The sequence below is a fragment of the Pseudomonas sp. RIT778 genome (genome assembly GCF_019718735.1).
In the GTDB taxonomy this organism is placed as follows: Bacteria; Pseudomonadota; Gammaproteobacteria; order Pseudomonadales; family Pseudomonadaceae; genus Aquipseudomonas; species Aquipseudomonas aphyarum.
On sequence record NZ_JAIHBA010000003.1, the window covers coordinates 110336 to 136628 of the forward strand.

Here is a 26293-nt window from a genome sequence, read left to right on the forward strand (position 1 = left end):
CGTGAAGTCCATGTCCGGCCGTTGGGGTCAGTGGCTGAATCCTACCCCAACTCGGCGCGGATGACTTCTGCTCATAACGATCGGTTATGAAGCGACCGATGGCTCGGGTTCGCGGATCAGGGTGATGCCCGACTGAACCAGCAAAAACTCGTTGTCGTCGATCTTGTTGACGCGGTCGCCAATCGCCAGTTTGTAGGTGGTAACGGGCTCCGTGCCGGTGAAACCGTCTGCCGACGGGTTGGATTCCTGGAACTCATGCACGGAATAAACGCGGCCTTCCGCATCTCTTGCATGGAACTGACCGACGAGTACTGCTGCCATCTGCTTAGAACCTCTGGAGATAAAACGCTTGATTTGCGGCTTGGTAGACCTTCATCAAGCTTGGTAAGTTTTCCTACAGGAAAAAAATATTCCAGACGCAGGAAATAACCTTCGGCGTCTGGTGGAATCGTCGCCGGATCATCTATAACTACTGGCTCCTCCCACGGACAGTCGAGAGTCTTCCAATGAGCAATGTCTATAACGTCGCAGTAGTGGTCGGCAGCCTGCGCAAGGCGTCCATCAACCGCAAGGTCGCCCTGGCGCTGGCGGAACTGGCACCGGCCAATCTCAAGCTGAACATTGTCGAGATTGGCGATCTGCCACTCTACAACGAAGACATCGACGGCGATTCACCGCCGGCAGCCTACAGCACTTTCCGGCAAAAAGTGGGTTCATCCGACGCTCTGCTGTTTGTCACCCCGGAGTACAACCGCTCAGTGCCGGCGCCTTTGAAGAACGCGATCGATGTCGGTTCGCGGCCGTATGGCAAGAGTGTCTGGAGCGGCAAACCGGGGGCGGTGATCAGCGTTTCGCCGGGTGCCATCGGCGGTTTCGGTGCCAACCAGCATCTGCGTCAGTCCTTTGTTTTTCTCAACGTGCCGTGCATGCAGCAGCCGGAAGCCTATCTGGGCGGCGCGGGCACGGCGTTCGACGAGGCGGGCAAGCTGAACGAGTCGGTGAAGCCGTTCCTGCAAAGTTTCATCAATGCTTTTGGTGAGTGGGTGGCGCAGCACAAGAAGTGAACCACTGAGTTTTCTGACAAGATATCGACCCTGTGGGAGCGAGCTTGCTCGCGATATCGGTGTATCAGCTGACACTTCAGTTGAATGACACGCCGCCATCGCGAGCAAGCTCGCTCCCACAGGTTTTTGTTGTGGCTTGTTTTCTTAACCTGACTGAAGGCTGTCGCGAATGCTCGCTGCGTCACTGATTTTCCTGCTGACCATTACCCTGGTGATCTGGCAACCCAAAGGCCTCGGGGTCGGCTGGAGTGCAACATTCGGCGCCATCATCGCGCTGATTTTCGGCGTAGTGCACCTGAGCGATATCCCGCTGGTGTGGCAAATCATATGGAACGCCACCGGCACGTTCGTGGCGCTGATCATCATCAGTCTGCTGCTCGATGAAGCGGGATTCTTCGCCTGGGCCGCGTTGCACGTAGCGCGATGGGGGCGGGGCAGCGGGCGCAAGCTGTTTGCTTTCATGGTGCTGCTCGGCGCGTTGGTGTCGGCGCTGTTCGCCAATGACGGCGCGGCGCTGATCCTCACGCCGATCGTGATTTCCATGCTGCTGGCCCTGCGCTTTTCCCCGGCGGCGACCCTGGCGTTCGTCATGGGCGCGGGCTTCATTGCCGACACCGCGAGCCTGCCGCTGGTGGTGTCGAACCTGGTGAACATCGTCTCGGCCGACTTTTTCCACATCGGTTTCAACCGCTATGCGGCGGTGATGGTGCCGGTCAACTTCGTCAGCGTCGCGGCCACGTTGGGCATGCTGCTGTGGTTCTTCCGCCGTGACATTCCCAAGGCCTACGACCCTGAACAGCTTGAACATCCGGAAACCGCCATCCACGACAAGGCCACGTTCTACGCCGGTTGGGCCGTGTTGCTGATTCTGTTGATCGGTTGTTTCGCGCTGGAGCCGCTGGGGATTCCGATCAGTGCGATCTCGGCGGTGTGCGCGGCGCTGTTGCTGGCGATCGCCGCGCGCGGGCACAAGATTTCCACGCGCAAGGTGATGAAAGAGGCGCCCTGGCAGATCGTGATTTTCTCGCTGGGCATGTACCTGGTGGTCTACGGACTGCGCAACGCCGGGCTCACCGATTATCTGGCCGGGTGGCTGGATGTGTTCGCCGGGTACGGTGTGTGGGGCGCTGCGATGGGCACCGGGGTGCTGACGGCCTTGCTGTCATCGATCATGAACAACCTGCCGACGGTGCTGGTCGGGTTGCTGTCGATCGATGCCAGTCAGGCCACGGGTGTGGTGAAGGAAGCGATGATTTACGCCAACGTGATCGGCAGCGACCTGGGGCCGAAAATCACCCCGATCGGCAGTCTCGCGACCTTGCTCTGGCTGCATGTGCTGGAGCGCAAGAATATCCGGATCGGCTGGGGGTATTACTTCAAGGTCGGGATCGTGCTGACCGTGCCGGTGCTGTTGGTCACCTTGGCGGCACTCGCCGTGCGGTTATCCCTTTAGAACCAGTTGGCTTCAATCGCTAGCAAGCTAGCTCCCACAGGTTATGCGGTGAACACTGAACCTGTGGGAGCGAGCTTGCTCGCGAAGGGGCCAGATCAGACACAACAGAAATCAGGATTGGCCAGGCACGTTCGGCCACAGATCCGACACCAGAAACAGCCGCTCGGCTTCTTCCCATTCGCCCCGGGCATTTTCGGTCAGGCGCACCATCAGTTGCGCCGGGGCCAGCGGTTCGAGTTCATCGAGCCAGGCCTGCAAGTGTCCGGTGCTCCAGGTCTGATCCACCGGGTAGTGCGCCGGCGCCAGCCAGGCGTGGCGGGGCAGGGGTTGCCAGCGCCCGTCCGGGCGCTGGGCGACAAATGCCGACCAGTCTTTCTGATGCAGCCAGCTGCCACGCAGATGCTGCGGGTGGGCGCCGCTGGGCGGCACGGACTGGCCGGGCCACGGATACAACAGGTACCCGCCAAGCCACAATTGCGCACTGAACGACCCGACATCCAGCGCCGCCAGCACTTCGCGGCTTTCCGGGCGCGCGGAGATCGGCAGCTGATGTTCGCTCAAATGCGCCAGTTTGCGATCCAGCCGATCATGACAGCCCGGCCCCAGCCATGACGCCGGATCATGACCGTTGCCGTTCTGCGGGCCGAGGTAGAGCTTGATCGCCAGTTCCAGGTGATGCACGCCGTCGCGGTCGCGCAGCAGCATGTCCAGCTCGCCGAGGGTGTGGCCTTCGCGGCGGATCGGCAGGTTGGCAGCGATCAGCTCGATGCCCGGCGCGTGTTCCACCGCAAATTGCCACAACCGCTCGTAATACAGGCCCAGGCGCCGGGTGCGGGCCTGGGACAGCCAGTGCAGCAGGCCGTAACTGTCGCGGTCGAGCTGGCGCAGCCAGTGTTCCAGGCGCTCGGGGTCGCTGACCCAGTCGCTGCCCGCCAGCGGATGGCGCTGCGGCCACGGGGTCGTGGCGAGCATCGGCGGGGCGAGGATCACCCACGCCAGATCACGCACCTCGGGGTGGCGTAACTGGTGGGGCAACTGCAGCAAATCGGGAAATAGGATCATCTTGCGAGCATAGCCTCAAACACCGGTGCATCCTCGGGGCTGAAAGGATTTTGTCTATCCGGCGCTTTCGCCCATAATCGTGTTTTTCGCCGTCTCAGTCCCCCGCAGGAGTCCCATGGAGCAATTTCGTAATATCGGCATCATCGGTCGCCTGGGCAGCTCCCAGGTGCTGGATACCGTCCGCCGACTGAAACGCTTCCTGCTCGATCGTCACCTGCATGTGATTCTCGAAGACACCATCGCCGAAGTCCTGCCGGGCCATGGCCTGCAAACCTCGTCGCGCAAGATGCTCGGTGAAGTCTGCGACATGGTCATCGTGGTCGGCGGTGACGGCAGCCTGCTCGGCGCGGCGCGGGCACTGGCCAAACACAATATTCCGGTGCTCGGGATCAACCGTGGCAGCCTCGGTTTTCTCACCGACATCCGCCCCGACGAACTGGAAATCAAGGTCGCCGAGGTGCTCGACGGCCACTATCTGGTGGAAAACCGCTTCCTGCTGCAGGCCGAAGTCCGTCGTCACGCCGAGGCCATCGGCCAGGGCGATGCGCTGAACGACGTGGTGCTGCACCCGGGTAAGTCGACGCGGATGATCGAGTTCGAGCTGTACATCGACGGCCAGTTCGTCTGCAGCCAGAAGGCCGACGGCCTCATCGTGTCGACCCCGACCGGTTCCACCGCGTACGCACTGTCCGCCGGCGGCCCGATCATGCATCCCAAGCTTGACGCTATTGTGATTGTGCCGATGTACCCCCATACCTTGTCGGGCAGACCGATCGTGGTCGATGGCAACAGTGAGCTGAAAATCGTCGTGTCCAAAGATATGCAGATCTACCCGCAGGTCTCCTGCGACGGGCAGAACCACTTCACCTGCGCGCCGGGCGACACCATTACCGTCAGCAAGAAAGCGCAGAAGCTGCGGCTGATCCATCCGCTCGACCACAACTACTACGAAGTCTGCCGCACCAAGCTCGGCTGGGGCAGCAAGTTGGGTGGTGGAGGCGACTGATGCTCGATCCCGCGCGCAGTTATGACCTGATTGGTGACGTGCACGGATGCGCCCTGACCCTGGAACACCTGCTGGACCGACTCGGTTACCACAAGCAGGGCGGGGTCTGGCGGCATCCATCGCGCATGGCCGTGTTTGTCGGCGACATCATCGACCGTGGCCCGCGGATTCGCGAGGCGCTGCACATCGTTCATGACATGGTCGAGGCCGGTCAGGCGTTGTGCATCATGGGCAACCACGAGTTCAACGCCCTCGGCTGGAGCACTCCGGCGCCTCCCGGCAGCGGCAAGCAGTTCGTCCGTGAACACACGCCGCGCCATGCCCGTCTGCTGCATGAAACCTTGACTCAGTTCGAAGACCATCCGGGCGACTGGCACGACTTCCAGCAGTGGTTCTACCAACTGCCGCTGTTCGTCGATGCCGGACGTTTCCGCGTGGTGCATGCCTGCTGGGATGCCGGCCTGATCGAGCCGCTGCGCGCGCTGTTCCCCGATGGCTGCATCGATGAGCACTTCCTCCAGGCCTCGGCCGTGCCCGGCAGTTTCGCCTGCACCGTGTTCGATCGCCTGCTGCGCGGCACTGACATGCGCCTGCCGGATGGCCTGACCATGACCAGCGGCGATGGCCTGGTGCGTTCGTTCTTCCGCACCAAGTTCTGGGAAGACGACCCGCAAACCTATGGCGACATCGTGTTCCAGCCCGACGCACTGCCCGAACCGGTGGCGCAAAAGCCGCTGACCTCCAGCGAAAAGAATTCCCTGCTGCGCTACGGCGTCGATGAGCCATTGCTGTTCGTCGGCCACTACTGGCGCAGCGGCAAACCGGCGCCGATCCGCCCGAACCTCGCGTGCCTGGATTACAGCGCGGTGCTCTACGGCAAACTGGTGGCCTATCGTCTGGATCAGGAAACCCGCCTCGATCCGCATAAATTTGTCTGGGTCGACGTCGAGCGGCCGGAGGTGCTGCGATGAGTGCCATAGCCGTCTTGCGTGTGCCGTTGGCGGCGGACCTGAGTGGTTTCGTCAAACTGCTGCAACGCATGCAAGTGCCCCATCGCGTCAGCGAAGAGGCGGGCGAGCAGGTGTTGTGGGTGCCCTCGGAAATCAGCGACGACGTACGCTCGCTGTACGAGCGTTTCCCGGCGGGCGACCCGGATCAGCAACTGGAAATTCCGGCGGCGCCGACGTTCAAGCGCCCGAGCTTTGCCGAGCAACTGAAACACGCCAAGGCCACCGGGTTCATTCTGCTGCTGAGCCTGATCGTCGGCGGGTTGACCTTCCTCGGCGATAACCTCGAGACGATGCGCTGGCTGACCTTCCTCGATTTTCGCGTAATCGGCGACTACATCCACTTCACACCGCTGGCCGACAGCCTGGCGGCGGGGCAGTGGTGGCGCCTGTTCACGCCGATGCTGATTCACTTCGGCATCCTGCACCTGGCCATGAACGGCATGTGGTACTGGGAGCTGGGGCGGCGCATTGAGTCGCGCCAGGGCAGCGTCAACCTGATCGGCCTGACGCTGCTGTTCGGCCTGGTTTCCAACTATGCGCAGTTCGCGTGGGGCGGCCCGAGCCTGTTTGGCGGCCTGTCCGGCGTACTTTACGGGCTGCTCGGTCACTGCTGGATCTTCCAGTTGCTGGCGCCGAACCCGGCCTATCGCCTGCCGCGCGGCGTGCTGGCAATGATGCTGGTGTGGTTGCTGGTGTGCATGTCCGGGCTGGTCTCGATGATCGGCTTCGGCGAAATCGCCAACGCCGCCCACGTCGGCGGGTTACTCATCGGATGCTTCACCGGTTTGTTGGGCGGTTTGTACAACCGCCGTAAACTGGCCGCCTGAATTTTTTGAATAAAGAGCACGGAGACCCTGATGTCCTCTTTTAACGATTTGATCAAGAACATCACCCCCGACATCTACCAGAGCCTGAAACTGGCCGTAGAGATCGGCAAATGGTCGGACGGTGGCAAGCTCACCGCCGAACAGCGTGAACTGTCGTTGCAGGCGATGATCGCCTGGGAAATGCAGAACCTGCCCGAGGAAGAGCGCACCGGTTACATGGGCCCGCAGGAATGTGCGTCGAAGTCGATCGAAGTGCCGAACATTCTGTTCAAGTCGGACGCCCTCCATTGATCGAGCTCGGCCGCGGTGCAATCAGCAAAATGTCGGCGCGCCTGGACGGGCCGAACGTGCAGTACGCGTTTCGTCTGGATGACGTCGAGGTGCCGGTCAACCCGTTGATCGGCAGCACGGTGCGTCTGGAATACCTGGGGGCGATTCACTGCACCCATTGCGGGCGCAAGACCAAGACCAGTTTCAGTCAGGGTTACTGCTACCCGTGCATGACCAAACTCGCCCAGTGCGACATTTGCATCATGAGCCCGGAGCGCTGTCACTTCGAGGCCGGCACCTGCCGTGAGCCGGAGTGGGGCGAGAAATTCTGCATGACCGACCACGTCGTCTACCTGGCCAATTCGTCGGGGATCAAGGTCGGCATCACCCGCGCCACCCAGTTGCCGACCCGCTGGCTCGACCAGGGCGCCAGTCAGGCGCTGCCGATCATGCGCGTTTCGACGCGGCAGCAGTCGGGCTTCGTCGAAGACCTGTTCCGCAGCCAGGTGGCGGACAAGACCAACTGGCGCGCCTTGCTCAAGGGCGACGCGGCGGCGGTGGATCTGGCGCAGGTGCGCGATCAACTGTTCGAAAGCTGCGCCCCGGGCCTGCAAGGTTTGCAGGAGCGTTTCGGCCTCCAGGCCATTCAGACCATCGCCGATGTCGAGCCGCTGGAAATCCGCTACCCGGTCGAGCAGTACCCGGCCAAGATCGTCAGCTTCAACCTGGACAAGAACCCGATTGCCGAAGGCACGCTGCTGGGGATCAAGGGCCAGTACCTGATCTTCGACACCGGCGTGATCAACATTCGCAAGTACACGGCCTATCAGCTCGCCGTGCATCAATAAGGACTTCAGCATGCGCACCGAACAACCGAAGATGATTTACCTGAAGGACTATCAGGCGCCCGAGTACCTGATCGATGAAACACACTTGACCTTCGAGTTGTTCGAGGACCACAGTCTGGTCCACGCGCAACTGGTGATGCGCCGCAACCCGGCCCGTGGCCCGGGCCTGCCGCCGCTGGTGCTCGACGGCCAGCAGCTGGAGTTGCTCTCGGTGACCCTGGCCGACCAGGAACTGAGCGCCGCCGACTACCAGCTGACGGAAAATCACCTGACCCTGCAACCGGCCAGCGAAACCTTCACGGTCGACACCAGCGTCAAGATCCACCCGGAAACCAACACCGCACTGGAAGGCCTGTACAAGTCCGGCACGATGTTCTGCACCCAGTGCGAGGCCGAAGGCTTCCGCAAGATCACCTATTACCTCGACCGCCCGGACGTGATGAGCAAGTTCACCACCACCGTGGTCGCCGAACAGCACAGCTATCCGGTGCTGCTGTCCAACGGCAACCCGATCGCCAGCGGCCCCGGCGAAGACGGCCGGCACTGGGCGACCTGGGAAGACCCGTTCATGAAACCGGCGTACCTGTTTGCGCTGGTGGCCGGTGACTTGTGGTGCGTTGAAGACAGCTTCACCACCATGACCAATCGCAACGTGGCGCTGCGCATCTATGTCGAGCCGGAAAACATCGACAAGTGCCAGCACGCGATGAACAGCCTGAAGAAGTCGATGCGCTGGGACGAAGAGGTCTACGGTCGCGAGTACGATCTGGACATCTTCATGATCGTCGCCGTGAACGACTTCAACATGGGCGCGATGGAGAACAAGGGCCTCAACATTTTCAACTCCAGCGCCGTGCTGGCTCGCGCCGAAACCGCCACCGACGCCGCGCACCAGCGGGTCGAGGCGATCGTCGCCCACGAATACTTCCACAACTGGTCGGGCAACCGCGTGACCTGCCGCGACTGGTTCCAGCTGTCGCTCAAGGAAGGCTTCACGGTGTTCCGCGACGCCGGTTTCTCCTCTGACATGAACTCGGCCACGGTCAAGCGCATTCAGGACGTGGCGTACCTGCGTACCCACCAGTTCGCCGAAGACGCAGGTCCCATGGCCCACGCCGTGCGCCCGGACAGCTTCATCGAGATTTCCAACTTCTACACCCTGACCGTGTACGAAAAGGGCTCGGAAGTGGTCGGCATGATCCACACCCTGCTGGGCGCCGAAGGCTTCCGCAAGGGCAGCGACCTGTACTTTGAACGCCACGACGGCCAGGCCGTGACCTGCGATGACTTCATCAAGGCCATGGAAGATGCCAACGGCGTCGACCTGACCCAGTTCAAGCGCTGGTACAGCCAGGCCGGCACACCGCGTCTGGCGGTGAGCGAGTCTTACGACGCCGCTGCGAAAACCTACAGCCTGACCTTCCGCCAGAGCTGCCCGGAAACCCCGGACAAGGTTGAAAAGCTGCCGTTCGTGATTCCGGTGGAGCTGGGCCTGCTCGACAGCCAGGGCAACGAGATTGCCCTGCGTCTGGCCGGCGAAGCCTCGGCCCAAGGCACTAGCCGAGTGATCTCGGTGACCGAAGCCGAGCAGACGTTCACCTTCGTCGACATCGCCGAACAACCGCTGCCGTCCTTGCTGCGTGGCTTCTCGGCGCCGGTGAAACTGAGCTTCCCGTACAACCGCGATCAGTTGATGTTCCTGATGCAGCACGACAGCGATGGTTTCAATCGTTGGGATGCCGGCCAGCAACTGTCGGTGCAGGTGCTGCAAGAGTTGATCGGCCAGCAGCAGAAGGGCGAAAGCCTGGTGCTCGACCCACGTCTGGTTTCCGCGCTGCGCACCGTGCTGTCGGACGAGTCGCTGGATCAGGCAATGGTCGCGGAAATGCTCTCGCTGCCAAGCGAAGCCTACCTAACCGAAATCAGCGAAGTCGCCGACGTGGACGCGATCCACACCGCCCGCGAATTCGCCCGTCAGCAACTGGCGGACAATCTGTTCGAGGCGCTGTGGCTGCGTTATCAGGCCAACCGCGACCTGTCGAAGCAAACCCCGTACGTGGCCGAGGCCGAGCACTTCGCCCGTCGCGCGTTGCAGAACATCGCGCTGTCGTACCTGATGCTCAGCGGCAAGCCGGAAGTGCTGGCGGCAACGCTGGAACAGTTCGACAGCTGCGACAACATGACCGAGCGCCTGACCGCGCTGGCGGTGCTGGTCAACTCGCCGTTCGACGACGAGAAGGCCAAGGCGCTGGCCAGTTTTGCCGAGCACTTCAAGGACAATCCGCTGGTTATGGATCAGTGGTTCAGCGTGCAGGCCGGCAGCACGTTGCCGGGCGGTCTGGAACGCGTGAAAGCGCTGATGCAGCACCCGGCGTTCAACATCAAGAACCCGAACAAGGTGCGTGCGCTGGTCGGTGCTTTTGCCGGGCAGAACCTGATCAACTTCCATGCGGCGGATGGCTCGGGCTATCGCTTCCTCGCGGATCTGGTGATCGAACTGAACGGCTTCAATCCGCAGATCGCTTCGCGTCAATTGGCGCCGCTGACCCGTTGGCGCAAGTATGACGGCGCTCGTCAGGCGCTGATGAAGGCGGAGCTGGAGCGGATTCTCGCGTCCGGTCAGCTGTCCAGTGATGTGTATGAGGTGGTCAGCAAAAGCCTGGCGTAAGGGCTTTTGGCAACATTGCGGTCACCAGCAAAGAGAGCGTGTCAGATGACAAGCTGTCGTCTGACACGCCGGATGCGCTAGCAACTGGTTCCCTGACTGACACACGTCAGTTGATCAATCGTGTCAGGCAACGAAGCGGCAACACACGCATCCGTTGCCGCCCTCAATTTCTTTGCTTTGCGATATACCCATCGCGCCATTGCGCCCATTCCAGGTAAGCCTTCGCCACCTGCTGCAAGTGCTCATCAGGATGTCGAGTGCATTTCGCCATGAAGCGTGGCAGGCGACGACACCGGTCCACATATTCGATGGCGCCCAACCAAAAGGCGGAAGGTGTCAGGTTCATGTTGTCGCTTTGTGCAAGCTCAATGGGTGCCCAAGGCTCAAGCGCCAAGGAAAGTTGATGCGATAGCTTCGCAAAGTCCGACGAAGATTGACTGGCGCTGGTCAGTGCCAAGCGAATGAGGACACGCCACTCAGGGTCATCACTCACCATTCCGTAGGTAAGTTGAGCCAGAGTTTCACCTCTGATCTCTTTTCTGAACGAGCCAATTACCGCGTCCGCAAACGAGTCGGAAAACTGGCCTAGAATCATCCCCAGTCTCAAGTGGTTTTCAAGCCGTTCACTGAAATCCTGCGCAAAGTTGTTGAACAGAGCAACGTTGCCGCCCAGTTTTTGTATCGAGTGTGCAATGGCGTTGAAGAATTCCGGTGTTGGCTGGAATATTCCCGCCAACACTTGCCGTGGTGCTGCGACTATTTGCCGGGCAGTGTTTATCGCCTTGAGTGAGCTGATTCTGAGATATTGAGTTGCATTGGTGATTTCCTCTCTTTTTTCGATCCAGCGGGAGGTGTCGTGATTGACGGTCAGTTCGAGATGATGCTGCGGGTCAATGATTGCCTGAAAATAAATGTTCTCGAGAATCGTACCTGTCAGAAATGGACTGTTGGCGTAGCTCAAACCTTCGACTTGTTTGTTTATCACTTGCGCCAGGACATTCAACATGGCGGTTGATTGAGCTGGATCGATTCGACGCAGAACCCCGGCCAGGAGGTAGTGATAAGAAAGGTACTGATCGGATGAAGAAAATGTTTCTTCGTTGATCGGTCTCATCTCATGCCATCTTCCTGACTGAAAAATGGCGGTTGCGTACCAGTGTCCAGGCGTTTGATTGGGGACAAGTTCGTTCCACATGTCGATTGTCTGCGAGACCTGACCCAACCGAATCTGTTCATTTGCGCGCTCCGTCATCCATGTCGTGCGACGAATCTCGGGTAGCAGCCGGGCATCGGCAAGGGTTAGTTTTCGTTTGAGTTGATCAAGGATCAGGACGCGCTTGGTGGGGCTGAAATCACCAACAGAGTTAACCAGGCGTGCCAGCGATAATCTGCTCGCCGTTCTAACTAGCCAGTCTGCCTCGTTCGGATCGGCAAGCGTAATGGCATGATACAGGGCCTCGGCTTTGTCTTCGTCCGAACGGTCAGCACCGGCATACCATTGCACGGCTGCCTGGTGAATGTAGCGGATCTTGTCACTGTACAGTGGGTCGGCATTCATCATGTCAAGCATCACACGCCGTATCTGCGGCACATGCATCAGCACCCCATCATGCATTTCGACCAGCCAGACCTCTCGAGAAAGCTTTTGAAATATGTTGTCGGCGCTCTCAAGTGAAAGCTCACCCAGATTACAGGGTATGGCTAAGACATCTTTGATGAGTTGCGGCGTCACCTGTCGGAGCGCGAGCCCCGGGTGAGCCAGCTTTCTGGCTTGCGGGTCAACGATATGATCGAGGAAGCGTTTATAAAGAATGCCTTGGCAGATGATGCTGCTTACCCCTTTGAGCTCAGTGTTCGCACCCTCGAGAAAAGACGCCTGCGAATCTTTCGACAAATTGTTGAAATAACGAGCCGCCAGTTTGAGTGACAGCGGAATGCCACCAACGATCGCGGCCAGGCGGCTGGCAGCCTTTGCCGGTACGTCGAGCGATTTAAGGAGTGCGCTGCTTTCAGTGTTATTCAGGTGTTCAAGTTCAATGGAAGCACTGACGATTCCACGCTTTCTGGACGAAACCGATGCGCGCCCGCTGATAATGATGCCAACCGCGAGATTCCATTCATTCTGCACAGAGCTTAGCCAATCCAGAATGCGATTGAAGGGCGCCTCAGCGTCAGAGCGGTCGTAGTTTTCACGCTGCCACTCCTCAAACGTATCGATCACGAGAATCAAGGCGCGCTTGTCGATGCGATAGAGTTCGATGATGTCTCTCGCCCGCCAGTCGAACTCAGAGCCTTGCCGCGAAAAGGCTTCGGTGCCTGCATCGACTGAACTCTTGGAGTGTTCGCCACGCTCAACACGTTCACGACCCGTTTGCTCGCGAAGTTGTTCAAAGGCGTCACTGGCGGCGGGTACGATTTGCCCCAACTGGCGGGTCAATTCAAAAGAGAGTTCCAGTTCCGCACCGATCAGGAACGCTCGACGATCGAAGTCGAGATAGACGATCATCGGCGCGGAAATATCTTCAAAGGATCGGATTGTCAGTGGGCGCAGAGCCGCAGCCAGTAATGTCGATTTACCAGAGCCGCCAACTCCCGTGATGGACAGTATGGAAATCCGGCGCTCGGCGGTGAGTGCGGTGGCAAACGCGTGAATTCGGGAGATTTCCGCACTTCGGCCAAAAAAACCATCCTTGAGCAAGTAATCGTATGAACTGAGCAATGACGCCAGATACGCGTCCCGGCGCAGGGCTTTGAGCTGCGGCTCGATGTCGGGTCTCACGGGCAGGGCCCAGGTCAGCGCTTGCAAGTCTGCATCAACATTGGCGGGCGACAGCAAGGTCGGTGAGGTGTCGGCTTTGAGGGTCTGGCGCAGTGTTTCGCCACTCTGGTCAGTGGCGATTGCTGAAGCCTTCTCCACCAGGACCTGTAGCTCGGCGGGGTCGAGGTTTTTCAGAATCCGGGTTCGCCGATCGCTTTTCAGCGTCCAGAGCCATGATTTATCGCCAAGAGTACGGTCAAAGCTCGGCGCCAGTTGGTCGAGCAGTTGATGACGCAGCGGGGGAGGGACGCCCGCCACCAAGTCCTTGGGTTGCAGGGCGCCGGAGAGTGCCGCATGCCGTTCGATCGAGGCAATCAGGTCAGCATCCAGAGGTATAGGCGTCGATGGTTCGACGCTCGACAGGTTTTCCGTCTCCAAGGCAGGCTTGAACTGGGGATAGTTTGCAGTGGCTTGTTGCACGGAAGTGTCGGACGATGCGTCATCACTTTGCTCTTCCACGGCCTCGCGAGCCCAGGCGCTAGCTGTCTCGTCCATGCCGATAGCGGGGGCTGATTCCGAATCAATGAGTGCGTCCGGTGACACCCCGGTCGACTCCGCGAAGGCGTTGCGTTCCGAAGGCGAGCGGGTGCTCCAGGCGCTTTTCAATACTGCCCCTAACAGCTCCAGTTGGGTATCGTCGGTCGAGAATGTCATCCGGTTTCACCTTGCGGGGCAGCGTGAATATAGGGATCAAGCAGGTTGCGGATTGTCGTTGCCGCGATGGCGACTGCCGCGATCGCCCGAGCGTAAGGTTCGCCGGGTGGTTGAGCACTGAGTGTCTGAGTAACAAAAGAGGTCAGCATCAGTGGCATTCCGTCCGGAGGTTCAAAGCCGGGGGGCGCAAGGGTCAGCCAGAGATGATCAACGATTTCTGTAATTTGAGGTGCGCTGGAGAGTATTTCGAGGTACTTGGTTTCTACCGTGCCTTTCCACCCGATAAGCACCAGTTTCAGATGAGGGGCAGATTTGAGCCCGCTGATCAAACCTTCAACCACTTGAGAGAGTGCGGCCGCAGTGGCGTCACAGATTTCCAGCCCATCCAGCACGATCCACAACGGTTTGCCGGCAGCCGCCAGTTCAATTTCCCGAAGCAATCCAGGCAAGAGCTCGTTCTGCAAGTTGCGAAGAACGGTGGTCAGGCCAGACGTTTCCAGCACGGCGCCGCTGGAGGACGTTCCCAGACTGCCCAGGATTCTTTGCACGAACTGCGGCACGCTGTCCGTCTGCATGTTGCGCACATCAAGTGATGTAATCCGGCATCCTGCTTGCTGGGCAAGTTCCGCCAGAATGCAACCGGTAAATGTCTTGCCGGAGCGTGGCGGCCCCTGGATCACGAAGAGTTGCTCATTGGATTGTTCTGCATCGGTCATGGTCCGCCATGCCCGGGCTTGCAGCAGTTTGCGCCCGAACACAGGGGTACGAACCCGGTTTTCATCCAGTGCATGGGTCAAATAAGGTGTCGGATCAACGTCCTTGACCTTCAACAGATGATCGACGTTATCTGCCCAGGCATAGATGGGGACGGCACGATTCCTCTGCGGCGTCGTCGTGATGATCTTCGTCCCTGCCTGGTGCAGCGCCACCACGCGCCATTCGGTATCGAAGCAGGGCGCTCCAGAGGAGCCGCCATCGGTATTTGCGTTATGGAGCCAGCGCAATGGTGTCGGCTCACCCAAATAATCAGTGACCGTACCTATCGACCAGAGCAAACCCATTGGTGCTCCCATGGGGTTACCGGGGTGGTGCAGGATATGCACGCCTGTCTCTTCCCTTAATGAGGCCCGTCTCATGCGATGTCCGGACAGCCCGGCGCGCGGCGGTGCGCTCAGTCGCATCAGGGCGAGATCCCAAGGGCCATCCGGGGCTGCAATGCCCGCCGTACAATCGATTGCGTACGCCTCATCGCTTTCATTCGGTGCGGGCGGACTGTAATGGATAAGCCATTGTTGATGAAGTGAGGCAGTGATCGGTTTCGCCGCTTGCACTACACCGTCTGCGAGCAGGTCATCGGCATCAAAAAAGGTGATTTCCAACCGTTTGAGACTGTCGGGAGTGGATTGCCCGGTATCAGTCAACAGTCGTGCAATGACGTGTCCGGCGGTAGCCACTACATTAGGTCGGATAAGGATGCCCGATCCTCGGTGCTTGCCATCTATGGCGATGCGGCAAACATGGTCGCATGCCTGCATCAATCGACGTCCGCCAATAAGCGCATTCTGTGGTGTCCACTCACCGTTGACGAACGATTGAAAATTGAAGCCGGTCCCGAGCAAGGGCGCGGCGGCGTCATTCAGTGAGTCGTTGGTGACGCCGCTTTCGGCAAGTCGATTGAGCAAGGCGCGCAAGTGCCCGCCGCCATACGCCAACCAATACGCCTGCCTCAGAAAACTGTGGCGGTCGCTCTCCACCTCGGTATGAAGGTGATAGTTGTACTTCCCGCGAAATTCATTCCAGACGGTCAGAACGGTCGACCATTCCCCGTTCGTTGCATCGGCGAGCGCGACGAATCTTGGATCTGTGAGTTGGGTCATCTTTACGCACCGTTTACCGTTTACGCTTTGCATCAAGCCATGCAATGGCGGTTGCGTTCATACGACAACGTCGCGGGCCATCAATGCTTCACGCAGGCTTCGCTGATCGGGAATGGTTTCGGCACTCAGGCAATCTGCGAGCAGATGCGCCCAATTGGCCCGCGCCCCTTGCCAGGTTCCGCCATAGTGCAAGCCAATCGCATCAAGTGCACCGGCGCCTTTCATAATGGTGAGCGGGGAGCCTGAGTTGCCGTTTATCGTGGTCGCATCATGGGTCAACGTCCAACCGGGCGGGTTGTCGAGCATTCCGGTAAATTCTCCCGGAGCCAGGCGTTTCGATCCGCTATCCCCTTCCAGCAGCCGGGCGATGACCGTTTCGTATTGTGATTGCAGCACAAGGGGGGCGAAGCGCCTCCAGTCGCCAGGGAAACCAACTGTCGCCAGCACCATACCGTCGGTGACGGGGTCGGCATGCGTGCCGATCTTCAGGAACCGTTGGGACAAATCTTCAGACAGTGTCGATTTCGATAACTCCAATACGGCCAGATCCAGCTTGCCGTGATCGACGGGCTGGACTATGGACGCTGTCCCGGCAAACACGATGCTGCGTACCTGGCGGCGATCGTAACTGGAGCGTCCCTTATATTCCCGGCCAAAGTCGACATTGACGTGGTCTTTTACGGTCATCTTCTGCCCGTCGAATTGAGCGATAAGTTGTGCGACATGACGATTGGTGATTGCGAGAGTAGGGGAGATCAAAAAGACGCTACCGATCCCGCTCTCACCTATCTCGACCCGTCCCACACAGGCTGAAAAGTCAGCGAGTGATTCCTGAAACGGGCTCAACGTGGTTCTCCATTGGCTGGTGCACCAGGAGGAATCGAAGTCGATACGGTCCTCCTTTAGAATGAAGGAAGGTCGAGAACCGTCAAAGGCGACAATAGCTTCCAGTGAAGCGTATTCATCATCCGTAGGCGCGCGCTCGTCTTGTGCGAGAACGCTCGCTGCCTCTTGGCTGCTGACTTCAATCTTGTCCACGGTGTCGAGCAGCGCCTGATCTGCGCCGAATTGTTCGATGACAATGCGGCGCATGCGTTCTTTTGCCAGACGAATGCGATCATCGAGTGCAATAAAGTGGGCGTCCGATTCCAGGCTGGATTCCAGCGTGCCGCCCGCGGCGGTCCTGTCGAGTTGCAGTTTTCGGCGCCAGGCGTTTTGACGGATATCGTTTGACTCCATTATTGCGTTCCTCCTATGCCTATTTGGGGCGGCGGGAAAAAACCACATACGAAGAGTAGATAATTTTTCAGCAACTTCCTGCGAGTTGTACTAAATACTTTCAGGCGCTCATCAATATTCAGCTGCGGCTTGAAAGGAGTTAAGTCATGTCACTTCGTGTTCGTGCTCCCGCCCCTCCGTCGGAGTTGGAAAGCGGTTCATTGCCAGAGTCGCCAGACGGATGGGCGACCCGTCTGGCCAAGTTGATGCCCGCTGAGGCGCTGGGCCTCTACGGGGCGGCCGCTGGGCTTGTTCCAGCAGCGTCCGTGGAGTTGACCGTCAGCGCCAGAGTCAATGTGTTGTGGGGCGTGGCTATCGTTTGTCTGCTTTTTTCGGCGGCTATTCGATGGCAAGCCACAAAGCAAAATAGTCAACCTCAAATAATGGCTATCGCGATTTCGTCTATCTCATTTCTTATTTGGTTGATGGCATTGGGTCCTCCTAATTCGCCCATACAACTTTCAAGTGGCTTCGCTTTTGTCGGGCCGCTTATCGCGGTTTTATGGGCAACTGTTGTTTCTTATTTCTATCGTGGTGACTAAACGCTAAATCGAGATATTGATAGATAGCTAGCTTTTAGTTTCACCACTTTAATTGCAATCCACGAAAAAAGGCCATTTCCTATGAATAACAAAGAGCAGTGGCGGCAAAGGTGCACTCAAGAAATTGGCAAGCCCTATATCTGGGGGGCTGAAGGTCCGGATGCTTACGATTGCTCTGGATTTGTCCAGTGGGCATTGCGCCTTTTGAATATGGATCCTTCGGGAGACCAGACCGCAGAAGGCCTCTACCGTTTTTTCTCAAAGGGGCGAAGTCGGCCGGTAGAGACTCAAGAAGCCGATCTGGGCGATCTGGTTTTTTTCGGCACCGAAGATTCGATCACGCACGTAGCCCTGGCGTGGGGTGGCGAGCAGATGCTCGAAGCTGGTGGTGGAGGGCGCAAGACAACCAGTGCCGCGATTGCCAAGCAACAAGGCGCCGCCGTCAGGATACGTCCGGTCAACCGACGCAAGGATCTAGTAGCGATTTTGCGCCTTGACGGGCTGCAGTGGCAGGTAAACGCAGAGCTCGAAGCCGCATTTGGGTACGGTCGATATACCGATGCCCCACCCCTGACTGAGTGGCTTGATGATGGCCGGCATATGCAGTTGAAGCGTCCATTCGGTTACGTTCAGGAAAATGGTAACGAATGGCCCGTACCCACCAATGCCATCGTTGATGGTGCGTCTATTCCGAAGGTGTTCTGGTCGCTGATTGGCGGGCCTTTTGAAGGGCTTTACCGCAACGCCTCGATCGTCCATGACTTCTACTGTAACGAGCGTTCTCGCCCCTGGAGACAAACCCATCAGATGTTCTATGACGGCATGGTGTGCAGTGGTGTCGAGGAGGTCAAAGCCAAAGTCCTGTATTACGCCGTGTATCGATTTGGTCCGCGCTGGACTCTCGGGCCGGCAGCCATGCTGGATCGATTCGAGGCGGCGGGAGAGTTCGAGCAAGTGTCGGCGCCACTGCCAGCCGAGGCATTCGACCCTGCCAGTTTCGAAGCCGATGCGTCTTTTATCATTAAGGCAAATCCTGATCTGAACGCTATCGAGGTATTGGCGGATGGTCGCGGTGTTGCAGGCGCTGGTGAGCCACCGGAGCTGCAGGAGCTGTCGCTGGAAGCCGCCGCTTTGACGGCCCGCAGACCACTACTGGAAAGGTTGGTAAATCTTCAGGAGGGAACGGCGGGCCTGACTGTGGATTCTGGCGAGGGCGATCTGTTGAGCCGTTACAACCGATTCGTTCAGGACCCCGTTCAGACGGTCGAGCTGGAAGCTGCGCCGCTGCTCGAAAGTCTGAGAAGCGAATACGAAATGCTCTACGCCAGTTGTCAGATTCGCCCGGAGCACAAAGGTGAGGTGGCCTGGCACCGGCAGAAATTACTGCAATATCGTGCGCGTTATGAGTCGGTTGCGGCCAAGACAGGCGCTCCGTGGTGGTTTATCGGGATTGTCCATGCCCTGGAAGCAAGCTTCAACTTTAATGGACACCTCCACAATGGCGATCCACTGAGTGGCAGAACGAAACAAGTGCCGAAAAACCGGCCTGCGATCTGGAATCCTCCAAATGACTGGGAATCCAGCGCCATTGATGCGATCAACTATCAGCGGTTCGATGGCCTGAAGGACTGGGATCTGGCCACTGCACTGTACCGATGGGAAAGTTACAACGGGTGGGGATACCATCCTCGAGGCATCCCTTCACCCTATTTGTGGAGCTTTTCCAATCACTACACCAAAGGTAAATATGTGAGCGACGGCAAGTTCGATCCAGAGGCAGTGTCCAAACAATGCGGGGCGGCGGTCATGTTGCGAGCTTTGCAAGACGCGGGCGTCGAGACGATTTAGCGGCGAGTCTGCCTTGAGAAGTTAGCGACCTTACCCACAAAAACGCCGCTCAATGAGCGGCGTTTTTGTGGGTGGATGAAAAAGGTTTATTGCCGCAAATCAAACCGATCCAGATCCATCACCTTCGCCCAAGCCGCAACGAAGTCCGTGACGAACTGCTCTTTCGCATCGGAACTGGCATACACCTCCGCCAACGCCCGCAGTATCGCGTTGGAACCGAACACCAGATCGACCCGGGTCGCCGTCCATTTCACGCTGCCGGTTTTACGGTCGCGGCCTTCGAACTCGGTTTTCGACGTCGGTTTCCATTCCACGCCCATGTCCAGCAGGTTGCGGAAGAAGTCGTTTGTGAGGGAGCCGGGTTTGTCGGTGAACACCCCGTGTTTCGTCTTGCCGACGTTGGTGTCCAGCACGCGCAGACCGCCGATCAGCACGGTCATTTCCGGGGCGGAAAGGGTCAGCAGTTGTGCCTTGTCGATCAGCAACGCTTCGGCCGGCACGCGGTAGGTGTTGGCGGCGTAGTTGCGGAAGCCGTCGGTATGCGGCTCGAGGAAGCCGAATGACTCGACATCGGTTTGCTCCTGAGTTGCATCGGTGCGCCCCGGATTGAACGGCACGGTCACGGTATGCCCGGCGTTTTGCGCCGCTTGCTCGACACCGGCGTTACCGGCCAGCACGATCAGGTCCGCCAGCGAGACTTGCTTGCCTGTCGCTCCAGTGTTGAACTCGTTTTGAATGCCCTCGAGGACTTTCAGCACCTTGTCCAGTTGCTCCGGCTGGTTGGCCTGCCAGAATTTCTGCGGTGCCAGACGCAGACGCCCGCCATTGGCGCCGCCGCGTTTGTCCGAGCCCCGGAAGGTCGATGCGGCCGCCCAGGCAGTGGAAACCAGTTCCGAAACGGACAGCCCCGACGCCAGTACTTTGCCTTTCAGCGCCCTGATATCGCTGTCATCCACCAGTGGATGTTTGGCTTCGGGAATCGGGTCTTGCCACAGCAGTTCTTCCTGGGGCAATTCCGGGCCGAGATAACGCGAGAGCGGGCCCATGTCACGGTGGATCAGTTTGTACCAGGCGCGGGCGAAGGCGTCGGCCAGTTGATCGGGATTGGCCAGGAAGCGCCGCGAAATTTTCTCGTAGGCCGGGTCGAAACGCAGGGCCAGGTCAGAGGTGAGCATGGTCGGGTCGATGCGTTTGTTCGGGTCGTGGGCGTGGGGAATGGTGCCGGCCCCGGCGCCGTTTTTCGGTTTCCACTGATGGGCGCCGGCGGGGCTCTTGGTCAGTTCCCACTCGAAGCCGAACAGGTTTTCCAGGTAGTTGTTACTCCACTTGGTCGGGGTGGTGGTCCAGGTCACTTCCAGGCCGCTGGTGATGGTGTCGGCGCCCTTGCCGGTGCCGAACGTACTTTTCCAGCCCAGGCCTTGTTCTTCAAGGCCGGCTGCTTCCGGTTCCGGGCCGACGTTATCGGCCGGGCCGGCGCCGTGGGTCTTGCCGAAGGCGTGGCCACCGGCGATCAGGGCGACGGTTTCCTCGTCGTTCATGGCCATGCGGCCGAAGGTTTCGCGGATGTCCTTGGCCGAGGCCACCGGGTCGGGATTGCCTTCCGGACCTTCCGGGTTCACGTAGATCAGGCCCATCTGCACGGCGGCGAGCGGATTCTCGAGATTGCGTTCGCCCTGGTTGGTGCGGCTTTCCTCATTACCGTGTTCGGCGGGTTCGGCCACCAGCGTGCCTTCGCCCGGCGGCTGCATGGATTCCGGGTCCTTGCCGTAGCGGTTGTCGCCGCCCAGCCATTTGTTTTCCGAACCCCAGTACACATCTTCATCGGGTTCCCAGACGTCTGCGCGGCCACCGGAGAAACCGAAGGTCTTGAAGCCCATCGACTCCAGCGCGACGTTACCGGTGAGCACGATCAGGTCAGCCCAGGAAATGTTGCGGCCGTATTTCTGTTTGATCGGCCACAGCAGGCGGCGGGCCTTGTCGAGGCTGACGTTGTCCGGCCAGCTGTTGAGCGGAGCGAAGCGTTGCTGGCCGGAGCCTGCGCCACCACGGCCGTCAGCGGTGCGATAGGTGCCGGCGCTGTGCCAGGCCATGCGGATGAAGAGCGGGCCGTAGTGGCCGAAGTCCGCTGGCCACCACTCCTGGGAGTCGGTCATCAGCGCCGTCAGATCGCGTTTGAGGGCCTGGAAATCGAGGCTTTTGAAAGCCTTGGCGTAGTCGAAGTCCTTGCCCAGCGGATCGGATGCGGGCGAGTGCTGACTCAGGATTTTCAGGTTCAGTTGATTCGGCCACCAATCGCGGTTCGTCGTGCCACCGCCGGCGGCGTGATTGAACGGGCATTTCGATTCATTTGCCATGTTCGGGTCCTTATCAGGTCTTCTGCGGCCGGCTCGTGCCGACTTCGGACTAGTAAGGCTAGACCCGACTTGGCAAGTCAGCTAATAGGCCGACTATTGGTGCCTGATAGGCGCAGTCTCTTATGCGAAGTGCGGGGAACCTGCAGGGGCAGGGCGCTGAAATTCCCGTGCTTGAGCGCTGGTTTGCATTTGTCTGGGCGAAACGGGATGGTCATTGGAAATGTTATTGTATAACATAAAAATGATTTCATCTGATTGCCGCCGGTAATACACCCTCTGTAGCGCCGGCATCGATCCTCTCTTTTCTGCCTGACGGATTTCTGAAATGCCTTCCCGTTTCCACACCTTCCAACCCCGCCTGACGCTCATGGCCTCGGCGCTGCTGATCGCTTCGCCCGCATTCGCCGCCGACCCGCTGGAACTGCAACCGCAAGTCATCACCGGCAATCCGCTGGGCAGTCAGACGCTGGCCTCGCCCTCGACCGTGTTGAGCGGCGACAGCCTGACGCTGCAGCAAAAGGGCAGCCTCGGCGAAACCCTGAACAAGCAGCCGGGTGTGTCGTCGTCCTACTTTGGCCCGGGTGCGAGTCGCCCGATCATTCGCGGGCAGGACGGTGATCGCATTCGCATCCTGCGCAACGGCGTCGGCGCGCTGGACGCCTCGTCGCTGTCCTACGATCACGCGGTGCCGCTGGATCCGGTCAACGTTGAGCGCATCGAAATCGTCCGTGGCCCGGCGGCCTTGCTGTACGGCGGCAGCGCCATCGGCGGGGTGGTCAACACCTTCGACAACCGCATCCCGACCGAAGCCATCGAAGGCATTCACGGTGCCGGCGAGTTGCGCTACGGCGGCGCCGACACCACCCGCAGCAGCGCCGGCAAGCTCGAAGCCGGTAACGGTCAGTTCGCCTTGCACCTGGACGCCAGCGCCCGCGAATTCAATGACCTTAAAATCCCCGGCTACGCCAAGACCGGTCGTGAGCGGGCGAACGACGATGGCGATTCGAAGAAACATCGGCTGGCCAACAGCGACGGTCGTCAGGACGGCGGTGCGGTGGGCGGGTCGTACACCTGGGATGACGGTTACGCGGGGCTGTCGTACAGCAATTACGATTTCAACTACGGCTCGCCGGCCGAAGACGACGTGCGCATTCGCATGGAGCAGGAGCACTACGCGTTCGCCTCGGAAATCCGCAACCTCGACGGCCCGTTCAGCTCGGTGAAACTCGACGCTGGCTACACCGATTACCAGCACCGGGAAATCGAGGGTGGCGAGGTTGGTACTACGTTCAAGAACAAGGGCTACGAGGCGCGGGTCGAGGCCCGGCATCAGCCGCTGGGGCCGTTCAACGGCGTGATTGGCGCGCAAGTCAGCCGCAACGAGTTCTCAGCGCTGGGCGAAGAAGCGTTCGTGCCTCACACCGATACCGACGCCGGTGCACTGTTCATTCTCGAAGAGCTGCAAGCCACGGATCGCCTACTGTTCACCCTCGGCGGACGCCTTGAACACACCACGGTCGACCCGGACGCCAAAGGCAACGAGCGTTTCGCCAATGCCGATCGCTCCAGCAGCTTCACCGCCGGCAGCCTGTCATCCGGCGCGGTGTACACGCTGACGCCGGTCTGGTCGGTCGCCGCCACGCTGGGCTACACCGAACGCGCGCCGACGTTCTATGAGCTTTACGCCAACGGCGCCCACGTCGCCACCGGCACCTATGAAGTCGGGGACGCGGGGCTGTCGAAAGAGAAAGCCGTCTCCAGCGACCTGGCCCTGCGTTTCGACAACGGTACGCACAAGGGCAGCGTCGGCGTGTTCTATAGCCATTTCTCCAACTACATCGGCCTGCTCGGGACAGGGCGCACGCTGAATGACGAAGGGGAGGAGGACGCTGACGGCATCCCCGAATACACCTACTCCGGCGTGCGGGCGCGCTTTAGCGGCATCGAAGCGCAGGATCGCTGGACCCTCGGCGAGAACGCCTACGGCAAGTTTGCGCTGGAGCTGTCGGGCGACTACACCCGCGCCAAGAACCTCGACAACGGCCAGGACCTGCCACGCATCGCACCGCTGCGGTTGAACACCGGGCTGTTGTGGGAGCTGGATCGCTGGCAGGCGCGCATCGATGTGGAACACGCCAGTTCCCAGCACCGGGTGCCGGACAATGAAAGCAGCACCGACGGCTACACCACGCTGGGGGCGAATGTGGGTTATCACTTTGATGTTGGCCAGAGCAAATGGCTGGCCTTCGTCAATGCCGAGAACCTGACCAACCAGACCGTACGTTATGCCAGCTCGATCCTGCGGGATATTGCGCCGGCAGAAGGGCGCAGCATTCAGGTCGGTCTGCGCACCACGTTCTGATCGTTCACACCGGATAGGGCGCCAGCGTCGTTGCGACGCTGGCGTCGACCTCAACTCGATTGAGCGGTGTCTTCTTCCGGGATCTCGTCCAGCAGATCCTGTTGCCCCGGCAGTTCGGTGATCACGCTGAAATCACTGACTTCCACGGCGCCCAGGCCATAACCCAGCAAGTGAAACGAGAACGCCTTGCGCGGTTGCGGGTTGTCGAAACTGAAATCCATTTCCAGCGGCTGATCCGCCGTGGCGACCATCTCGGTCGGCAGGCCCAGTTGCACGTCCTGTTCGAACTCCTTGGCCTTGAGCTGAATGTACGCCGCCTGCTGCGGATCGACCGAGCGCACGGTCAGGCGCACGCGGGTGTGGGAGCCTTTAGGCATCTCCAGATATTGCGCGCCGATCAGGTTGTCGGCCCAGTCGTCCTTGATCTGCGCTTGCAGCGGGATGACGTTGGCGCTGCCGAACTGATAGCGCTGGTTCAGCGGGGTACGCAGCAGCGACAGATCCAGGGCCGAGGCGCGGGCGGCGATGTCCCGGGCATTCTGGCCGCTGGCGTTGCCCTTGAATGTGGCGCTTTCGGCGATGAAACCTTCGCTGGCGTAATTGCGGCAACGGCGCGGCATGTCGCATTCGGTCAGGAGGCCGCGACCGTCGTGATAGCGCAGCTTGCCGTTGGTGAACGACATGATTTCGCGGCCTGAATCGTAATCGCGAAACAGCGAGCGACCGCTGAGGGCGGAAGGCACCGGAAAATCGAAGTAATCCAGAATCGACGCGCTCAGATCGACGTGACCGTAGACCCCGGCGTTCAGGCGCGGCAACTGCGCCTGTTCTGGCGCGAGGGTCAGGTTGAAACCCCAGGACGACGCGAGGCGGACGCCGTCGATGCCGTGGGATTCGTCCGAGGTGATGACCACCAGCGTGTCTTTCAGCACGCCCTGGCGTTCGAGGCCGCTGAGAAACTGCTCCAGCGCATCGTCCAGATAACCGACGGCGGCCTGCTTCGGCGTGTCGTAGCGTTGCAGGTAGTCCTCGGGCGCGGAGTAGGGCTGGTGAGTGCCGACTGTGAGCAGCGTGAGCATCCACGGCTGCTTCTGCTTTTTCAGGTCGCCGACGTATTTCAGCGCGCCTTCGAAGAACGCCTTGTCATCCTTGCCCCACGGGAATTCCAGGTAGTTGGCGTTGGTGAACCACTCCAGGCCATGGGTCGCATCGAAACCGATGTGCGGCATGATCTTGTCTTTGGCCATGAACCGCAGCCCTGCGCCTTGCAGGTAGTGCGTGGCGAAACCGTGCTGACGCAACTGGGCCGGCAGACAGGCCTGATTGCGCTCGTGCTGGGTCAGCATTTCCACGCCTTTGGGCGTGCCGTTGTCGAGTTTGTCGTAATCGCCGCAGAGCATGGCGTACAGACCGCGAATGGTCTGGTGGGTGTGCAGCACGTAATCCGGGGTGTTCATGCCGCGCTCGGCCCAGCGGCTGAGGTTGGGCATCAGGTCTTCCTGATAATGGCTGCCGATGGCCTGGCGATTGGCGCCGATGTAGGCGCCGGGAATGCCTTCGAGGGCGACGATCAGCACATTGCGCGCCTGGCCCTTGGTCGCCAGCAACGGGTGACCGTTCAGATCGACATCGGTGAGCCCGGCCATCGGTGGGGGAGCGACTTTTGTATCGCCTTCCAGCCATTCTTCGGCCTGCATCTGCACGTCGGCAACCTGCGCGGCCAGCAACTGGTGCGGCAGGTTGTACAGGCGCCACGGATCGGCATCGCTCGGGTTCAGGTGTTGCGCGCCCCAGTATGCGGAGAACAGCAGCACCGGCGTCGCCCAGGCTGCGCGGGGCAGAGCGGGGGTGGTTGTCGCGCGTCGAGCCCAATGACTCAACAACCACAAGGCCAAAGCCACCAGCAGCGCAACCGCCACGCCGGGATGGGCGAAGCCGCCGCCGGTGGAGTTTTCCACGAACTGCGGGTCGATCAGGTAATGCAGGTCCGCCACGGTCGGCAGGCGACCGACCGCGCTGACCAGCTCGGCGGTTGCTACGGCCAGCAGTCCCCAGAACAGCAGTACCGGCAGCGCCAGCCACCAGGGGCGACGATGCAACAGCACCACCAGCAGACTGCCGATGGCCAGATCCGACAGGTAACCGAACAGGCTCGACCAGCCAAGTGCCGCGCGAAGGCACACCGGCACGATCAGTACCAGGAAAACCAGAGAAAGAAGACGGGCATCCAGGCGCCGCAGCCGTTGAAAAAGAGCGCTCACAAAAAGACCTTCCAGCCATCAAATCGTCATAAAAGTGTGGGCGATGATACCAAGGGTGGGCTGTCTGATCGCCTTTTTAAACGGATGGCTG

18 protein-coding genes are annotated in these 26293 nt (G+C 59.8%); 11 read left to right on the top strand and 7 right to left on the bottom strand.

What is annotated here, in order from left to right; translation table 11 throughout:
• Positions 1-84 precede the first annotated feature (84 nt).
• Entirely contained in the window at positions 85-321 is a 237-nt protein-coding gene (locus tag K5E37_RS02905) for a hypothetical protein (protein ID WP_007956926.1), read from the bottom strand.
• 185 nt (positions 322-506) lie between these two features.
• On the opposite strand from K5E37_RS02905, the gene K5E37_RS02910 reads away from it, so the two are divergent.
• Together K5E37_RS02910 and K5E37_RS02915 are read left to right on the top strand one after the other, a co-directional pair.
• Positions 507-1064 (top strand): NADPH-dependent FMN reductase, encoded by a 558-nt coding sequence (locus tag K5E37_RS02910; RefSeq protein WP_007956924.1) that lies wholly within the window; start codon positions 507-509, stop codon positions 1062-1064.
• Positions 1065-1233: 169 nt separating this feature from the next.
• A complete protein-coding gene (locus K5E37_RS02915) occupies positions 1234-2517 on the top strand; it encodes an arsenic transporter (protein ID WP_221533094.1) in 1284 nt (427 codons plus the stop codon).
• 111 nt (positions 2518-2628) lie between these two features.
• Here K5E37_RS02915 and K5E37_RS02920 read toward each other — a convergent pair whose 3' ends face one another.
• The gene (locus K5E37_RS02920) at positions 2629-3579 is read right to left on the bottom strand and encodes a DUF1853 family protein (RefSeq protein WP_221533095.1); all 951 of its coding nucleotides are present in this window, start codon (positions 3577-3579) and stop codon (positions 2629-2631) included.
• 115 nt (positions 3580-3694) lie between these two features.
• On the opposite strand from K5E37_RS02920, the gene K5E37_RS02925 reads away from it, so the two are divergent.
• From K5E37_RS02925 to pepN, 6 genes are read left to right on the top strand one after another with little or no spacing between them, the layout of a single operon-like run.
• Complete coding sequence (locus K5E37_RS02925) at positions 3695-4585, top strand: NAD(+) kinase (protein WP_007956919.1); 891 nt, start codon at positions 3695-3697, stop codon at positions 4583-4585.
• Positions 4582-5556 carry a metallophosphoesterase gene (locus tag K5E37_RS02930; protein WP_169432621.1) on the top strand — a complete coding sequence of 325 codons (975 nt, stop codon included), beginning with the start codon at positions 4582-4584 and terminating at the stop codon, positions 5554-5556. Before K5E37_RS02925 ends, K5E37_RS02930 begins: the two co-directional genes overlap by 4 nt.
• A complete protein-coding gene (locus K5E37_RS02935; protein WP_221533096.1) occupies positions 5553-6422 on the top strand; it encodes a rhomboid family intramembrane serine protease in 870 nt (289 codons plus the stop codon). Before K5E37_RS02930 ends, K5E37_RS02935 begins: the two co-directional genes overlap by 4 nt.
• A 30-nt stretch (positions 6423-6452) precedes the next feature.
• Complete coding sequence (locus tag K5E37_RS02940) at positions 6453-6713, top strand: YeaC family protein (RefSeq protein ID WP_011333626.1); 261 nt, start codon at positions 6453-6455, stop codon at positions 6711-6713.
• The gene (locus K5E37_RS02945; protein ID WP_064382278.1) at positions 6710-7540 is read left to right on the top strand and encodes a DUF2797 domain-containing protein; all 831 of its coding nucleotides are present in this window, start codon (positions 6710-6712) and stop codon (positions 7538-7540) included. The genes K5E37_RS02940 and K5E37_RS02945 overlap by 4 nt, the downstream gene beginning before the upstream one ends.
• A gap of 10 nt (positions 7541-7550) precedes the next feature.
• Complete coding sequence (gene pepN, locus K5E37_RS02950; protein ID WP_221533097.1) at positions 7551-10208, top strand: aminopeptidase N; 2658 nt, start codon at positions 7551-7553, stop codon at positions 10206-10208.
• A gap of 163 nt (positions 10209-10371) precedes the next feature.
• On the opposite strand, the gene K5E37_RS02955 is transcribed toward pepN, so the two are convergent.
• The 3 genes from K5E37_RS02955 to K5E37_RS02965 are packed head-to-tail and all read right to left on the bottom strand — an operon-like array spanning position 10372 to position 16796.
• Positions 10372-13680 carry an ATP-binding protein gene (locus K5E37_RS02955; RefSeq protein WP_221533098.1) on the bottom strand — a complete coding sequence of 1103 codons (3309 nt, stop codon included), beginning with the start codon at positions 13678-13680 and terminating at the stop codon, positions 10372-10374.
• Positions 13677-15557: a serine protease gene (locus tag K5E37_RS02960; protein WP_221533099.1), complete on the bottom strand. Its 1881-nt coding sequence runs from the start codon at positions 15555-15557 to the stop codon at positions 13677-13679. Before K5E37_RS02960 ends, K5E37_RS02955 begins: the two co-directional genes overlap by 4 nt.
• A 57-nt stretch (positions 15558-15614) precedes the next feature.
• Positions 15615-16796 carry a serine protease gene (locus tag K5E37_RS02965; protein WP_221533100.1) on the bottom strand — a complete coding sequence of 394 codons (1182 nt, stop codon included), beginning with the start codon at positions 16794-16796 and terminating at the stop codon, positions 15615-15617.
• Positions 16797-16942: 146 nt separating this feature from the next.
• Here K5E37_RS02965 and K5E37_RS02970 point away from each other — a divergent pair, with 146 nt between their 5' ends.
• Positions 16943-17377, top strand: a complete 435-nt coding sequence (locus tag K5E37_RS02970) for a hypothetical protein (RefSeq protein WP_221533101.1) — start codon at positions 16943-16945, stop codon at positions 17375-17377.
• Between the two features lie 81 nt (positions 17378-17458).
• On the top strand, positions 17459-19225 hold the full coding sequence (locus K5E37_RS02975; protein WP_221533102.1) for a DUF1353 domain-containing protein: 1767 nt from the start codon (positions 17459-17461) through the stop codon (positions 19223-19225).
• A gap of 86 nt (positions 19226-19311) precedes the next feature.
• Here K5E37_RS02975 and katG read toward each other — a convergent pair whose 3' ends face one another.
• Positions 19312-21579 carry a catalase/peroxidase HPI gene (gene katG / locus K5E37_RS02980; protein WP_221533103.1) on the bottom strand — a complete coding sequence of 756 codons (2268 nt, stop codon included), beginning with the start codon at positions 21577-21579 and terminating at the stop codon, positions 19312-19314.
• A 325-nt stretch (positions 21580-21904) separates the two neighbouring features.
• On the opposite strand from katG, the gene K5E37_RS02985 reads away from it, so the two are divergent.
• On the top strand, positions 21905-23941 hold the full coding sequence (locus tag K5E37_RS02985; RefSeq protein WP_221533104.1) for a TonB-dependent receptor: 2037 nt from the start codon (positions 21905-21907) through the stop codon (positions 23939-23941).
• A gap of 50 nt (positions 23942-23991) precedes the next feature.
• Here the strand turns inward: K5E37_RS02985 and K5E37_RS02990 are convergent, their stop codons facing one another.
• Positions 23992-26202: an LTA synthase family protein gene (locus K5E37_RS02990; RefSeq protein WP_221533105.1), complete on the bottom strand. Its 2211-nt coding sequence runs from the start codon at positions 26200-26202 to the stop codon at positions 23992-23994.
• Positions 26203-26293 lie beyond the last annotated feature (91 nt).

What these genes read in the sequence shown, in the direction of transcription:
- K5E37_RS02905 (WP_007956926.1), bottom strand. Translation starts at nt 321, where the DNA reads ATGGCAGCAGTACTCGTCGGTCAGTTCCATGCAAGAGATGCGGAAGGC.
- K5E37_RS02910 (WP_007956924.1), top strand. Translation starts at nt 507, where the DNA reads ATGAGCAATGTCTATAACGTCGCAGTAGTGGTCGGCAGCCTGCGCAAG.
- K5E37_RS02915 (WP_221533094.1), top strand. Translation starts at nt 1,234, where the DNA reads ATGCTCGCTGCGTCACTGATTTTCCTGCTGACCATTACCCTGGTGATC.
- K5E37_RS02920 (WP_221533095.1), bottom strand. Translation starts at nt 3,579, where the DNA reads ATGATCCTATTTCCCGATTTGCTGCAGTTGCCCCACCAGTTACGCCAC.
- K5E37_RS02925 (WP_007956919.1), top strand. Translation starts at nt 3,695, where the DNA reads ATGGAGCAATTTCGTAATATCGGCATCATCGGTCGCCTGGGCAGCTCC.
- K5E37_RS02935 (WP_221533096.1), top strand. Translation starts at nt 5,553, where the DNA reads ATGAGTGCCATAGCCGTCTTGCGTGTGCCGTTGGCGGCGGACCTGAGT.
- K5E37_RS02940 (WP_011333626.1), top strand. Translation starts at nt 6,453, where the DNA reads ATGTCCTCTTTTAACGATTTGATCAAGAACATCACCCCCGACATCTAC.
- pepN (WP_221533097.1), top strand. Translation starts at nt 7,551, where the DNA reads ATGCGCACCGAACAACCGAAGATGATTTACCTGAAGGACTATCAGGCG.
- K5E37_RS02955 (WP_221533098.1), bottom strand. Translation starts at nt 13,680, where the DNA reads ATGACATTCTCGACCGACGATACCCAACTGGAGCTGTTAGGGGCAGTA.
- K5E37_RS02960 (WP_221533099.1), bottom strand. Translation starts at nt 15,557, where the DNA reads ATGACCCAACTCACAGATCCAAGATTCGTCGCGCTCGCCGATGCAACG.
- K5E37_RS02965 (WP_221533100.1), bottom strand. Translation starts at nt 16,796, where the DNA reads ATGGAGTCAAACGATATCCGTCAAAACGCCTGGCGCCGAAAACTGCAA.
- K5E37_RS02970 (WP_221533101.1), top strand. Translation starts at nt 16,943, where the DNA reads ATGTCACTTCGTGTTCGTGCTCCCGCCCCTCCGTCGGAGTTGGAAAGC.
- K5E37_RS02975 (WP_221533102.1), top strand. Translation starts at nt 17,459, where the DNA reads ATGAATAACAAAGAGCAGTGGCGGCAAAGGTGCACTCAAGAAATTGGC.
- katG (WP_221533103.1), bottom strand. Translation starts at nt 21,579, where the DNA reads ATGGCAAATGAATCGAAATGCCCGTTCAATCACGCCGCCGGCGGTGGC.
- K5E37_RS02985 (WP_221533104.1), top strand. Translation starts at nt 21,905, where the DNA reads ATGCCTTCCCGTTTCCACACCTTCCAACCCCGCCTGACGCTCATGGCC.